We start from the raw sequence: 13,986 nt of genomic DNA on the forward strand, positions 1-13,986 counted from the left end.
CGATGCGCGGAACCCTGTTGATCCGCTCAGCGGCGGCTCGGCCGACCGACCAGTTGCGACTCGATCGGCGTCGGGGAGAGCAGCGCCCAGCGCAACGCCCGCCGGTTGACCACGGCCACCATGTCGTCGCGGATCCGGGTCAGCCAGTCCGCCGAGCCGCCGAGACCGAGCGCCGCGCCGGCGAGCGCCGCCTCATCCGGGTCCAGCGGTTGCAGGATCGCCAGGTCGGCGCGGGCCAGCGCCGCCGAGTCCGCCGGGGTCAGCTCGTCCCGGACCACCAGGATGGACTGCCAGGGCGCCGCCGGCCCGACCTCCGGCGGCACCGGTCCGGCGTCGACCACCAGCAGCAGCGGTTGCAGCGGCGAACCTGGCGCGCCGCCCACCGGACGCCCGGGCGGGATCAGCGGCACCGCCCCGCCGGGCGCGGCCACGCCGCGGAGGAACGGCTCCCACGCCCGGGGCCGGGCCGTCTGCACCACCACCCGGGCGCCGAGCGCCAGCGCGCGCAGCGCCAAGAGTTGCGCGGCGCACACCCCGCCGACCAGCAGCAGGCGGGTCGTGCCGGGACCGAAGAGGCGTACGGTCACCGCGCCGCCGCGCCGGTTGGCCCCGATCATCAGCCCGGACTCGCCGACGGACAGCTCCAGCCCGTCCAGCTCCGCGCCGGCCACCCCCGGGCCGCCCCGGGCCGCCGCCAGCGGCAGGGTGGCGGCCAAGCCTGCCAGGTGCTCGCCGTCGAGCCGGCGCACCTCCGCGCCGAGGTCGCCGACGAGCCGGCGCAGCGCCCGTTCGGCCACGGCCAGCTCCGGCCCGGTCCAGGCGGCCAGGCGTACGCTCAGCTCCGCCGGAACCGGCGCGGTGTCGGCGCCGACGCGCGGACCGACGCAGAGCGAGACGGTGGTGGCGGTGGCCGGCAGCGCCAGCAGCCGGGGCACCAACCGCCGACCCGCGTCGGTACGCGGATCCGGCCACCGCCGCAGCCGGTAGGTGGCCTGGATGAGTCCGCCCGCCGTCACGGCCGGCCACGACTCGCGGACCGGTGCCCCGGCGTCGTGGTGGGCCAGTTCGGCGACCACCCGCAGCGCCGCCGCCCCGCCCAGCGGGCGGCCGGTCAGCGGGTCGAGCCGGCGGACGATCCGGCGGACCGTGCCGGAGAGCGCCCGGCGCAGTTCCCCGTCCGACCAGCCGTCGACCCGGAGCATCCGGACGGCGAGCACCGCCCGGGTTCGCGCCGCCAACCGGCCGTCGGTGAGCTGCCGGTACGACGTGCCGGCCGTGCCGGCACCGGCGGCCGGCGCGGGGGCGGGTGAGGCGGAGAGCAGGAGCTGGAGCCGCGCCGGTGGGCTCTCCGGGCCGGGCGGAGCCAGCAGGGAGAGCGGCGCGGGCAGGGCCCGCGGGCCGTCGCCGAGCAGGTCGCCGGGCTCACCGATCTCGACCAGCGCGGTGATCCCGGCCGGGTCGTCCAGCAGGGCCGCGGGGTTGCCGGCCAGCTCGGCGGCGTGCACCGACGCCCCCGGGGCCACCAGCTCCAGCAGCGCGGCCGGCCCCGAGGCGGTGGGCAGGGCGCGCCGCCGGGTGAGGTGCCCCAGGCCGACCAGCAGCCACTCGTAGAGCCACCGGCCGCGCCAGCGGACCCAGGCCCCGGGCAGCAACAGGATCGCCAGCAGCAGGGCCGCCGCGGTCACCGCCACGCCCTGGCCGACGGCTGCCACCAGCGCGGCGACCGCGACCTGGGCCGCCACCACCTGACCGGCCCGTACGCCGGGCGCGGGGCGGGGCGTCCAACGGGGCGGGTGCGGGGCCGTCGGTGCCGGCCGGCCGGTCGTGGTCGCCGTCACCGCCCCTCCTCCCATGCTCGCCGTGACGTTGCTATGGCTCATCGTAATGGCTTGTTGTCCACAGGGGAGGCTCGGGGGTAGCAGAACCGGAATCGGGCGGCTACCGTCAGCGACGAGTTCCGCCGAGCGCGCCCGTCCCCTCCCCCGTTTCCGGTTCCGCGCTCCGGCGAAGTCCACGGTGGTCGTTCCAGCGGCCAGCCACGACCGAGGAGACGAGGTGACGTCCGGGGTGTCCCAGACCCAGGCAGAAGCCGCGGTGATGCAGCAGACCGCCGCGAAGTTCGAGCAGGTGGACCAGTCGTTGCAGGCGATGCTCAGCGGCCTGATGGCCGAGCTGGAGGTGCTGCAGCAGGCCTGGCGCGGCGCCGGCGGGCGTTCGTTCGAGCAGGTCAAACAGCAGTGGGCGCAGGACCAGGCGGCGTTGCAGCGCGCCCTGCGGGAGACCGCCGGCGCCATCCGCACCGCCGGGGCGCAGTACGACGTCTCGGACACCGACGCCGCCACCCGGGTGGGCGGCACCCATCGCGGCATCCAGTTGCCGCTCTGACGACGGAAGGACGGATCCGATGGACCACGGTGTGCTGGTCGTCAACTTCGCCGCGCTGCAACAGGCCGCTGCGGACATCCAGAAGGCGCTGAACACCCTCGACGGCCAGCTCGGGCAGCTCGAGCGGGACGCCGCACCGCTCGTGGCGAGTTGGTCCGGCGGGGCCCGCGAGGCGTACGAGCAGCGACAGTCCCGGTGGCGGGCCGCCTCGGAGGACCTCCAGGCCATGCTGCGCGACATCAAGCTGGCGGTGGAGGACTCGGCGGCCGACTACCTCGACACCGAGAAGCGGAACGCCAACCTGTTCCAGTGACCACCGCAGCGGCGGCGGGCGCTCACCCATCCGAACCGCCGCCCCCGCACACCTCCGCCCGGCCCCGGCCCGGCTCACCGAGTTGATCAAGGGGTCTGCGTCGCCGTACTCCGGATTCCTGACGCAAACCTCTTGATCAACGAGGCGGCGCGGGTCGGGTGGGCCGGGTTCGGGGGTGGTGCGGGTCCAGGAGGGGGCGGGGTCTGAGGGGTGGGTGAGCCGATGGGGGGGCCGATCAGGCGGGGTCGGCGGGGCGCCAGCGGCGGCGGGCGCCGCGGGGCAGCACCGCCGCCAGCAGCGCCACGACGACGGCGGCCGCGCCGGTCACCCCCGCCACCAGCAGTGCCCGGTCCCGGGCCGCCAGCCGTCGCATCCGCTGCGCCGTCGCGGCCGGATCCGGCTGGTCCATCGCCAGCGCGGCTCTCCGCTCCGGTCCGGCGGCCACCGGCCCCGGTGACTCGGTGACCGCCCGGTACGGGTTCAGCACCCCGGCGCCGTATCCGTCGCCCCGCCCCGGCGCCGGATCCGTGCCGGCCACGATCCGCCCGGCGACCTCGGCGGCGGTCAACTCGGGGCGGTACTGCCGCAACAGCGCCGCGGTAGCCGCCACGAAGGGCGTCGCGTAGCTCGTCCCCTCCGCCCGGTGGTGGCCCTGCCCGGGCGCGGCCATCAGCACGTCCCCGCCCGGAGCCACCAGATCCACGTACGGGCCGGTCTGGGAGAAGGGGGTGCGGGCGCCGTCCGCCCCGATCGCGCCCACCCCGAGCACCCCCTCGTACGCGGCCGGGTACGGCCGGGGGTCACCGCTGTCGTGCAGGTTGCCGGCGGCGGCCACCACCACCACGTCCCGGCGCACCGCGTAGGCGATCGCGGCCCGGACCGCCGGGTTGTCGGCGTACAGCACGACGGAGAGGTTGAGCACGTCGGCGTCGTGGTCCACCGCCCAGCGGACGGCCCGGGCGAAGTCGGCCGCGTCGACCGTCCGCCCCGACTCCCGGCCCTCGACGACCTGCTGCTCGCTGACCCGTACCGGCAGGATGCGGGCACCCGGGGCGAGCCCGCGGAACGCCACGCCCGGGCGGGCGCGCGCGGCGATGATGCTCGCCACCCCGGTGCCGTGCCCGGCGCAGTCCCGGGTGCCGTCGCCACCCCGGTCGAGGAAGTCGGCGCCGTCGAGCACCCGCCCGGCCAGCTGCGGGTGGGTACGGTCCACGCCGGAGTCGACCACCGCGACGACCACGCCGGTGCCGTCGGCGAGCGGGGTGAGGCGGTCCGGCCCGTAGCGTTGCTGTGGCCACGGGGTGGCCGCCACGGGGCGGGCCGGCGCTGGTGGTGAAGCACACCCCGACGGCGCGCGAGCCGCCGCCGGTGCGGCCGGCAGCCCGGCGGTGATGATGGTGACCAGGGCGGCCAGGACCGGGCGCGCGGTGGGCCGGGACATCGACCGCCTCCGTAACGTGTCGGCTCCGGAACGGGATGTTAGCGCCTCGATCGGCGGACGGCGGACCGTCGATGGCCAGCCATTGTGATCTTGTTACCACCTTGTAGGTTGTAGGCGATGCCTGTGGCCTGCGCGCGGAAGGAAAGGTGGCCGTGACCGAATGGGAGCCGGCCACCGAGGCCGAGGTGGCGATGCGGGACGCGCTGCGTGCCGAGGATCAGCAGCTGTACTTCCGCATCCTGACCAGGGTCGATCTGTTGCTGCCGGTGGCCGGGCCGGCCGCCGCCGGGCGGCCCCAGGCCGGCTGGGGGACCTGGACGACCGGCGGCCGGACACACGTCCTCGCATTCACGTCCGTCACCGCGATGCGGGCCTGTCTGGGCGACAACGCGGGAGCCACCCGTCGCGTCCCGTACGCCGATCTGGCCGCCGGCTGGCCGAACCACGAGTGGTGGCTCGCGGTCAATCCCGGCCTGCCGATCGAGGGCTACCTGCCCGCCTGGTTCGTGGCCCAGCTCTCCCGGGGCGACGTCCGGCTGCCGGGGCGGACCATGGGGGCCCGCGCCCGGCTGGAGCGGGTGGAGAACGCCGCCCGGTCCCGTGCCGAGACGTCCGCCCGGGACGTTCCGTCGGCTTCCGTCCCGCCGCCGGCCGCCGCGTCGACCGGCCGGGCAGCGGCCGCCCCCGTCGGTCCCGGATCGGACCCGTCGGGCGAGCCCGCGACCAAGCCGTTCCCGACCACCCCGAGCACACCGGCACAGAGCGTGGCCGAGTCGTCGGTGCCGCCGATCCCCCGGCGTCCGGAACCGGCGAACGGGCAGCTCACCGCGGATCGCCTGGGGCGACTCGGCCCGCGCGGAGCGGACGAGGGAGTGGTCCGCGACGGGTGGCCCGCCCGGACCGTGGGCGACCCCGGCCGCCACGCCGGTGAGGTCGCCGCACCCGTCGAGCGGGCCGCCGATCGTCCCGGTCCGGGGCCGGAGCCCGCCCCGGACAGCCTCGCCGGCTGGGTCAGTGACCTGCGGCGGCGTCCGGACGAGTCGGACCCCTTCGACAACGCGGCCAGCTCCGGCACCGGCGCCGGCCGCTCCACCCCGCCCGCGCCGCCCCCGGCCCGGTCCTTCTTCGAACCCGCCTCCGGCCGGGCCGCCCGGCGTCCGTCCCCGCTGGACCAGCCGCCCCGGGCCGGGGACCGCGCCGTCCCGCCGTCCCGGTTCGCCCAGGGCGGCCAACCGTTCCCCCGCCGCCGGCCGCTGAACGAGCCGGTGCCGGAGGATCCCACCCGGGCGTTCCCCATGGACGCCGCCGAGACCACGCACGCGCTCGGCCCGAGCCGGCCGGAGGAGCCGTCCCGGCCCTTCCGCCCCGCGCCGCCGGCCTCGGCGGACGAGGCGACCCAGGCACTGCCCCGTCGCCGCCCCCGCGCCGCCGACGCATCCGACGGGGGCGAGCGCACCCAGCCGATCCCGGTGGGGGAGGCCGGGTTCGCCGCACCGCCCGACGCGGAGGAGCTGCCCCCGTCGGTCGCCGAGCCGGTGTCCGCACCGCCCGCGGGGCGTCGGGGCTTCTCGCCGATCGTCATCGAGGGCACCATCATCGAGTCCCGGGACCTCGCCGAGCCGGAGGCGGCACCGGCGACCCGCTCGGGTGCGGATCCCGTGGTCCCCGAGGCCTACGCGGTGCCCACCGTCCCCGCGGCCGCCTCGGCGATGGCCGCCGCGGCGGTGCCACCGGCGCACCGGGCGGACGGCGAAGTGCCCGCCGCGCCGTGGGCGGGTCCCGCCGAACCCACCGTGCCGCTCACCATCGACCCGGCCGGGTCAGCCCGCGAGAGCCGTTTCGAGCCGTCGGGCGACGAGCCGACCGTTCCGGCTGCGGCCCGCCTCGCTGAGGCCCCGGGTGCGCCGACGTCGCCGCCGGCCGGGCCGGAAATCACCGGCGGTCCGCACGGAGGGCGGAACGGGTCGTTCTTCGAGCCGGTCGCGCCGCCCGCCGAGCCGACCGTGCCGCTGTTCGGCGGTTCCGCGCCGGTGGACAGGTCCCCAGCCGAGCCGGCCGCCCCCACCGACGAGCGGACCGAGCCGGTGGTCCACGCCGCCACGCCGGTGGACGGGTCCCTGTTCGAGCCAACCGGCCCGGCGCAGCGGCGGACCGAGCCGCCGTACCCGTCGGGGGACCGGACCGACCCCGCGCCCGCGGAGCAGCGCACCGAGCCACTGTTCGCGTCCCCCGCGCCGTCCGCCGGGGAGCGGACGCAGCCGTTGCCCGCACCCGTCGCGGTTCCGTCACCTGCCCCGCCGCCCGCCTGGACCGCGCCGTCGACCCGGTCGGGCGATCCGACCAACGGCACGCCGCCCGCCGGCCCGGCCCCGCGCGAGCACGCCGGCCCGGCCCCGATCCCGGCCGATTTCGTGCCGGCGAACGAGGTCGAGGAGGAGCTGCTCGGTGCCGCGGGCAGCGGCAGCACCGACGGGTTTCTCACCACCCTGCTGCTGGCCCGGGTGCTGCTGCCGGTCGCGGCCGACTCCGCCGCCGGCAGCCGGCCCGGTGACCCCGGCTTCGTCTGGCACACCGAGCAGCTCGACGGCGGGCCGTACGTGGTGGTCTACACCTCCCCGGAGCGGCTGGCCGACCACGCCGACGGGCCGGTCGACACCGTACGCGTGAAGTTCGTCCAGCTCATCCGGCGCTGGCCGGACGAGAGCTGGTCGTTCGCGGTGAACCCGGGCACCCCGGTCGGCGCGACGTACCCCGGCGAGCAGGTGCTCGCCCTGGCCAACTGGGCCGCCGAGGTGGGGCTCGGCGACGACCCGGAGGGCGACCCCGAGCCGGCGGCCGCCGAGGCGACGCCGGCGGCGGAGCGGCGGCCCGCCCCGCCGGTGGACCCGACCCGTCCGGTGACCATGCAGAAGGCCATCGCGCCGAGCCAGCTCGCCTACTACCTGGAGCGCGGCTACGACCGGGTCTCCGGCTTCGTGCACCGGGCCAGCGAGCTCGCTCACCTCGGCACCCCGGCCGAGCTGTACGACGCGCTCGGCCTCGGTCACCCGGACACGCCGTTCTCCCGCGACGCCGAGGAGATCTACGTGCTGCGCTGGCCGGCGTACCGGCCGAGCCTCTACCGCATCCCGTACGGCGGGCAGAACGAGGCCGCGATGCGGGCCATGGAGGGCTGGGTGATCGAGCGACCGCCGTTCCGCGGCAACGGGTTCGCGCCGGGGGAGAGCAGCGACGTGGTCGCCGAGTTCAAGGTGGACAGCGCCCGGCTGCCGCACGGCGCGGAGTTGTGGCGGATCGGTGCGGACCGTACCGAGCGGGTGGTGGCCATCCTGGACACCGACGCGCTGCAATGGCGACCGGGAGGTGCGCCGTGAGCCGCGACGGCTACGTCGCCCGCTGGCGGGGCCGGGAGTACCAGGCCAGCCCCGACGGCGACGACGTCCGCCTCTACCAGCCGGAACCGGGCGAGGGCTTCGAGGAGGTACGCCCCGGCCGCTACGTCCGGGTGGTGCCGGCCACCGAGGCGGAGGACCTGGCGTACGTCCGGACCACCTGCACCTGGCAGGGTCAGCCGTTCATCGTGCTGGCCGAGCACGAGGGCTGGCTACGGGTGGAGTACACCGGCGGCCGCTGGCCGGTGGCCCGGGCGATGGGGCTGGAGGCCTTCGACTTCGGCGTCTACCAGGGCTGGGCACCGGCGAACGAGGTCGCCGACCTGCGCGAGAAGCGGGTTTAGGCCGCGTCCTGCCCAGTCAGGACTTCGTCCAGCGCAGGATCTCGCCGAGCACCACGTCCCGGGCCTCCACGTGCGGGAAGTGGCCGACCCCGTCGAGCAGCCGCCACTCGTAGGGCGCGCTGACGTAGCGGCCGGAGCCCTGGGCGGTCCGCGGCAGGGAGGCCTCGTCCAGCGCGCCGTGCAGCTGGAGGGTCGGGGCGACCAGCGGTTTCTGCATCAGCTTGACGAACCGGTAGCCGTGCAGCCGCAGCACCGAACGGAACGCCCAGCGGTAGCCCTCCATCGCGCAGAAGGCGGCCTGCGGGATCTGCATGGCCACCCGGCAGCACCGGGCGTACGCCTCGAACTCCGGACTGTCCACCCAGCCCGGCCCGCCCCAGCGGCGCAGGATCGCCTCCACCTCGGTGGCGTCGTCCCGGGTCAGCACGTGCTCGTAGCGGGGGAGCTGGAACTTCAGCGTCCGGGTGGCGGCGGCGAACTGGCCGCGCGGGTCGGCGAAGATGGCCGCCCGCAGCCGCAGCGGGTGCGGTGCCCCGAGCACCACCAGCCGGCGGACCAGGGTGGGGTGGAACGAGGCGGCGGTCCACGCGATGAGTCCGCCCGACCCGGTGCCGACCAGGGTCGCCGACCGCTCGCCGAGGGCGCGGATCAGCCCGGCGACGTCGGCGGCGAGGGTGTAGCCGTCGTACCCGCGGGGCGGCTTGTCGCTGGCGCCGTACCCGCGCAGGTCGACCGCGACCGCCCGGAACCCCGCGTCGGCGACCGCCGGCAGCATCTCCTTCCAGGCGTACCAGTACTCGGGGAAGCCGTGCAGGAAGAGCACCATCGGGCCGGTGCCGGCCTCGACGACGTGGAAGCGGCTGCCGTTGGCGCCGACGAACCGGTGCGTCCACGGCCCCTCGGGGAGGACGCAGGACTCGTCGACGGGCCCGCCACGCTGGTCGGTCATGGGGCATAGCCTAGGACCGGCGATCCGTCATCGGCCCCGCAGGTGGCGAGGATCAGGGATTTCTCCGGGGCCGCCCGGCGTGGGCCGGGGCCGGCACCGCGATCGGTGCCGGCCCCGCGAGCGTGCGGTCGGATCAGTTCACGTAGTACTTGGTGAAGAGGTAGTTGGCGACCGAATCACCGGTGGCCAACCCCTGGTCGGCGTCCCACTGGTAGTGCACGCCGAGGTAGAGCCGACTGTTCGCGTCCTCCGTCGCGGCGGCGCTGACGCTGGTGAAGGAGCGGGTGACCCCGCTGGCGTGCGGGTCCTCGGTGGTGGCGGTGAAGGAGATGGCGTCGGTGCCGTAGAACCGCTTGACGATCCCCGCCCAGGCGCCGGCGAAGGTGGCGTGCCCCGAGACGTACGCCGGGAACGGCGGCGAGAAGTGGACGCCGTTTCGATCGGCGGACAGCGGCTGCCAACCGGCGTCCGGGACGGTGGCCGTGTTGTTGTCGGACTGCGGCTCGTGGATCGCCGTCTCCGGGCGCCACAGGTCGATGGACGTCTGGTACTTGGCGTCCCAGGCGGCGACGCCGGCATCGGCCATCGCCAGCGACACCAGGGCGAAGAGCCGGGTGGTGTCGGTGCCGGTGCGGGCCTTGGCGATGATCTGGGTAAGGGTGTAGAGCTGACCCGGCGGCTTGTACGTGCCGTCGAGGTCGTTGGCCCAGAACCAGGCGAGTTGGGTCTGGTCGGCGGTGCGGTCGGCGGTGGTGGCGGTGGCGGAGCCGTACCGCTTGACGTCGTTCACCTGCTTGGCGTACGCGCTGCTGGTCAGCATGTCGGTGATGGTGGTGAAGCCGCCGGGCAGCGACGGGCGGAACTGCGAGCCGGCGGTCAGCCCGAAGGGCTTGACCAGACCCCAGTTGGGGCCCGCGGCGCTGCCGGAGCCGGTCGGCTGCCACTGGCCCGCCGTGTAGCTGATCGGATAGGGGGTGTTGTTGGTGGACCCGTCGTTGGCGCGTGCGTTGAGCATGTTCTGCGCAGCCGTCTGGCCGACGCTGACGCTCCAGCCGTTCGGCCCCGGCTCCCCGATCGGCGCGATGGACCGCGAGTTGGCGTAGTCCTGGGTGAAGTCGATGGACGGGAACACGACCTTCAGCACGTCGTACGCGGCCTCGTCCAGGTTCATGTCCAGGTCGTAGCTGTAGCTGGCCTGCTGGGCGACCGTGCCCAGGTACGGCTTGCCCTGCCCGCCCAGCGACACCTTGGTGTCGTACATGGCCAGGTGCATCATGGCGCCGGCGCGGGACAGCGTGGTCGGTGGGCCGCCCGCCTGCCGGTAGGCCTTGAGCAGCACGTTGTTCCAGTAGATGGTGTGGTCGAAGCCAGCGCTCACCGCGCGCGCCGGTTCTCCGGTGGCGGTGATCGACGTGGCGAGCCCGACGGTGGCGAGCGCGGCGACGGCGACCCGTCGCAGTCCGAGTGTCCTCAACGTGGTCCTTTCCCCGTACCGGGCCCGTCACCGGAGCTGCGGCGGCGAGCCTCGATCCATTGATGACCACGATTGTCCTGGGCGGGTCGGGGTGCCGGTATGGCGAAGCGGCAGCCGGTCCGCAAGTTGCAAGATCAGATCCAGCCGCGCCGGGCCGCGGCGATGCCCAGGGTGAGCCGGTTGGTCGCCGAGAGCCGTTCCTCCAGCAGCTCGAAGTGCCGGCGCACCCAACGGGCACTGCGGCCGAGGCTGAGGGCGATCGACTCGTCCTTCAGGCCGGCTGCGGCCAACCGGAGGATCTGGAGTTGGACGGGCGTGGGCGCGCCGTCGGTGTCGGCCGGGGCCCCGTTGGCGAGTGGGATCGCCTGCCGCCACAGCGCCTTGACGTACTGGGTCAGCAGCGCCACCAGGGCGGGGCTGCGAACCAGCAGCAGCTGTCGGTGCTGGTCGGTGGGGGGCAGGGCGAGCAGCGCGGTGCCGTCGACCGCCAGCAGGCTCGCCGGCAGCGCCGGGAGCACGCGTACGCCGTGCCCCGCGGGCAGCGCGGCCTCGATCCCTTCGCGACGCTCGGCGTTCGCCAGCAGCGGTCGGGCGCAGATCATCCGGACCGGGTGCGGCGTGCTGGGTGGCGGGGACAGGTCCGGTGCCGACTCGTCGAGGAGGATCAGGGCCTCCGCTGTGGCCGTGTCGAGCAGCCGGTGAGCGAGGTCCCGGAACCGGTCGGGTTCCGTGACCACCTCGATCCCGTCCGGGCGGTCCCCGGACCGCGCCGCGTCCTGATGGGCTATCCGCTGGAGCCGGGTGTAGTGGTCGGTGAGGCGGTTCTGGGCGCGCATCAGCTCGCGGGCGCTGTCCGCGAGCACCATCCGCAGTTCCAGCGACGGCGTCAGTGGGCCGTGGTCGGCCAGCCGGATCCAGAGGGGAATCTCGTCCGACCTGCCCGGATCGTCGGTCGCGATGTCAGCTGACAACCGGATCACCCCCCATGATCGTCGATGGGATGATCGTCACGTCCGCTGGTCGTCGCCGTCAATCGGCTGTAACGATGATGACACGATTCGTGTTTTCTGGTGGCCTGCGCGGAGCCCGAAACGGGCGGTGCCCGGGCAGGACATCTGCCCGGGCACCGGTGGTGCGGTCGATCCGTCGATCAGGAGATGCGGACCTTCATCGTGGTGCCGTTCTGCTCCAGCACGCGGATCTTGACGCCGACGGCCGGGAGCTTGACGCCGTGGTTCGGCAGCTCCGGGTACCAGTACTGCTTGGTGTCGTCGAACAGCGGCTGCGCGGCCTGGCCACGGATGTACTGCGGCTGGCTGTTGATGTGCAGCGTGAACGAGTCCGCCTTCTGCAGGCTGAACGGCGCGTCGTAGACCTGGACGCGGGCCCGCCAGGGGTTGCCGGTCAGGTTGTAGATCGGCCGCGGGTGCGCGTCAATGATCATGTTCCGACCCTCACCCGGGTGGTCGAACGTGTCGTTGTCCGCCCACCGCAGGTTCCAGTAGGAGATCAGCAGACCCGTCTGGTACGCGTAGTGGTCCACGTAGTCCGGCCGGGTGTTCATGTAGCCGAAGTAGTACGGGCCGGTCTTGAGGTACTTGTCGTACGAGACGTACGACCGGTTGCCGGCGATGTAGTAGTTGTCGAAGTCGCGGGTGTAGGTCTCGGCCTGGACCGAGAAGCCGTTGAGCGTCCAGTCACCCGCGCCCGCCTCCGCACCGTCGGTGAAGAGGGTCGCCCCGTCGGCGGTCACGGCGATCGCGTCACCGTAGAAGCCACCGGCGGAGACACCGCCGTCGGTCGTGTAGTGCAGCCGGAACTGCACCGTCTTGCCGGCGAGCGAGTTCAGCGGGATGTTGACGTCTACCCACTGGGGCGGAGTGTCCTCGTCGGGGGCGCTGGAGCCGGTCAGGGCGTAGCGGCCGGGGGAGATCTCCTCCAGCGCCTTGCCGCCGACCGTGCCGGGCAGCGCCGTCCAGGTCTGGCCGCCGTCAGTGGAGGCCTCGAAGAAGAGGTAGTCGTACCCCTCTTCGATGTTGTAACGACCCTTCATGGTGAACGCGGCGCTGGTCTTCCCGGTGAGGTCGATCGTCCGCGTCATCGTGGTGTTCAGGTCGTCCTCGTTGCCCGAGAAGTACTGCTTCGCGCCCTCGAACGGCTTGCCGTTGTCGAAGGTGTACGTCCGCTTCGGCAGCACGACGACCGCGCCCTGCGCCTCATTGGAGTTGTACTCCTGCGGACCCAGCTTCAGCGTGCGCTTCTGGCCGGCCTTGATGACCTCGTAGTCGAGCCAGCCGAGCTGGAGCTTGTTCCAGGCGCCGAGGTCGCCGCCCCGCTCACCGATGCCGCCGTCGTTCTTGCCACCGAGCCGGCTCTGGGCCATCAGGGTCCAGTGCTCGTTGTTGTTGTCCCCGCCGTTGGTGACGTTGTAGTCGTCCGGCAGGCCCAGGTCGTGGCCGTACTCGTGGTAGAAGACGCTCCGGCCGCCGTTCTCCGGCTGGATGGTGTAGTCACCGATCCACACGCCCGTGTTGCCGATCTGGGTGCCGCCGGCCGGGAAGGTGGCCGGACCGGTGTTGCCCTGGTCGGAGGCGTAGGCGTACCAGCGGTGGCTCCAGATGGCGTCCTCACCCTGGTTCGGGTCACCGTCGGCCTCGTCACCGCCGGCGTGGACGATCTGGAAGTGGTCGATGTACCCGTCCGGCTCGTTGAAGTTGCCGTCGCCGTCGTGGTCGTACCGGTCCCACTGGTCCATCGACCTGACATCGGCGGCGATCTGTGCGTCGGTCCGACCGGCGGCCTTCTGGTCGGCGACCCACTGGTTGGCGGCATCGCGCACCAGCGTCCAGGTGTTGGTGCAGACGTTGCTGGCGCAGACGGCCGGGTCGTCGCCGTTGGCGTCGGTCGGGTCGTCGCCCGAGCGGCCGTAGCGGGCCTCGTTGTACTTGACCCTGACCCAGTCGGTGACCTCGCCGTCGACGCTGTACCGGCCCGAGGACTGCGCCTCGTAGTACTGCTTCAGCGACTCGTCACCCGGGGCGGTGCCGAAGTAGAGCTTGCGGTAGTGGTCGGCGTCGAAGCTCGGCTGCCAGACGGTGGAGTTGTCCACCGCCCGGTTGGGCGCCGGGATCTCGTTGTTCAGCGGGCCGTCGAACCGGGCCGGGCCCGCAGTCAGCGGGTCGGTGTCCTTGTCCGGGTACGCCGGGTGCCGGTCGTTGCCGAACTCGGCGAGGATCACGAAGATCTTGTCGGTCCGCTCGCGCGACAGCTCGACGTACTGGTCCTTGACCGGGCCTTTGCCGGCCCTGGTGCTGCGGGCGGACCGGCCGGCGGCGGCGCCTTCGGCCGCCGTTTCGCCGACCTTGACGACGGTGCTGCCGTTGATCTTCTGGGCCTTGGTGCGGCCGGCGAGGACCTCGCTCAGGCCCTCCTGGCGCAGCGCCCGTCGCTTGGTCTCAAGCGGGTTGGGCAGATCGTGATCAGTCTGCGCGGGCTCGGCGACCGACGGAGCGGCGGCCGGCAGCTTCGGCGTCGGCGCGGCACTGGCGGCCGTGCCCGCCACCAGTCCCGTCGCCGTCAGCGAAAGCCCGAGCAGACCCACTGCGACTTTGCGCACGTGGATACCTCCGGTGTGAGGGAACCGGCCCTACGGGGGTACGGGCCGGTAGAGACGTCCCACGTGTGGGAC

Annotated in this window: 10 protein-coding genes; 4 read left to right on the forward strand and 6 right to left on the reverse strand. The window is 74.0% G+C overall.

Annotation, left to right across the window (positions count from 1 at the left end; translation table 11 throughout):
• Positions 1-26 precede the first annotated feature (26 nt).
• Positions 27-1,838, reverse strand: a complete 1,812-nt coding sequence (gene eccE, locus ACZ6S5_RS10700; protein ID WP_465999759.1) for a type VII secretion protein EccE — start codon at positions 1,836-1,838, stop codon at positions 27-29.
• Between the two features lie 229 nt (positions 1,839-2,067).
• Between eccE and ACZ6S5_RS10705 the strand changes: the two genes are divergently transcribed.
• Positions 2,068-2,385, forward strand: coding sequence for a WXG100 family type VII secretion target (locus ACZ6S5_RS10705; RefSeq protein WP_465999834.1), 318 nt, complete (start codon positions 2,068-2,070; stop codon positions 2,383-2,385).
• A gap of 19 nt (positions 2,386-2,404) precedes the next feature.
• A complete protein-coding gene (locus tag ACZ6S5_RS10710; RefSeq protein ID WP_465999760.1) occupies positions 2,405-2,698 on the forward strand; it encodes a WXG100 family type VII secretion target in 294 nt (97 codons plus the stop codon).
• Between the two features lie 235 nt (positions 2,699-2,933).
• On the opposite strand, the gene mycP is transcribed toward ACZ6S5_RS10710, so the two are convergent.
• A complete protein-coding gene (gene mycP / locus ACZ6S5_RS10715; protein ID WP_465999761.1) occupies positions 2,934-4,139 on the reverse strand; it encodes a type VII secretion-associated serine protease mycosin in 1,206 nt (401 codons plus the stop codon).
• 152 nt (positions 4,140-4,291) lie between these two features.
• On the opposite strand from mycP, the gene ACZ6S5_RS10720 reads away from it, so the two are divergent.
• Together ACZ6S5_RS10720 and ACZ6S5_RS10725 are read left to right on the forward strand one after the other, a co-directional pair.
• Positions 4,292-7,513 (forward strand): SseB family protein, encoded by a 3,222-nt coding sequence (locus ACZ6S5_RS10720; RefSeq protein ID WP_465999762.1) that lies wholly within the window; start codon positions 4,292-4,294, stop codon positions 7,511-7,513.
• Positions 7,510-7,875 (forward strand): hypothetical protein, encoded by a 366-nt coding sequence (locus tag ACZ6S5_RS10725; RefSeq protein WP_465999763.1) that lies wholly within the window; start codon positions 7,510-7,512, stop codon positions 7,873-7,875. The genes ACZ6S5_RS10720 and ACZ6S5_RS10725 overlap by 4 nt, the downstream gene beginning before the upstream one ends.
• Positions 7,876-7,891: 16 nt before the next feature.
• Here ACZ6S5_RS10725 and ACZ6S5_RS10730 read toward each other — a convergent pair whose 3' ends face one another.
• The 4 genes from ACZ6S5_RS10730 to ACZ6S5_RS10745 form a co-directional block, all read right to left on the reverse strand.
• Positions 7,892-8,824, reverse strand: a complete 933-nt coding sequence (locus ACZ6S5_RS10730; protein WP_465999764.1) for an alpha/beta fold hydrolase — start codon at positions 8,822-8,824, stop codon at positions 7,892-7,894.
• A gap of 133 nt (positions 8,825-8,957) precedes the next feature.
• Positions 8,958-10,298, reverse strand: coding sequence for a vanadium-dependent haloperoxidase (locus ACZ6S5_RS10735; RefSeq protein ID WP_465999765.1), 1,341 nt, complete (start codon positions 10,296-10,298; stop codon positions 8,958-8,960).
• 134 nt (positions 10,299-10,432) lie between these two features.
• Complete coding sequence (locus ACZ6S5_RS10740; protein WP_465999766.1) at positions 10,433-11,269, reverse strand: hypothetical protein; 837 nt, start codon at positions 11,267-11,269, stop codon at positions 10,433-10,435.
• A gap of 179 nt (positions 11,270-11,448) precedes the next feature.
• Complete coding sequence (locus ACZ6S5_RS10745; protein WP_465999835.1) at positions 11,449-13,899, reverse strand: immune inhibitor A domain-containing protein; 2,451 nt, start codon at positions 13,897-13,899, stop codon at positions 11,449-11,451.
• Positions 13,900-13,986 lie beyond the last annotated feature (87 nt).

This window comes from Micromonospora sp. NPDC051924 (assembly GCF_055586005.1).

Excerpts from the sequence above, each read along its gene's own strand:
- ACZ6S5_RS10710 (WP_465999760.1), top strand. The coding sequence starts at position 2,405 with ATGGACCACGGTGTGCTGGTCGTCAACTTCGCCGCGCTGCAACAGGCC.
- mycP (WP_465999761.1), bottom strand. The coding sequence starts at position 4,139 with ATGTCCCGGCCCACCGCGCGCCCGGTCCTGGCCGCCCTGGTCACCATC.
- ACZ6S5_RS10730 (WP_465999764.1), bottom strand. The coding sequence starts at position 8,824 with ATGACCGACCAGCGTGGCGGGCCCGTCGACGAGTCCTGCGTCCTCCCC.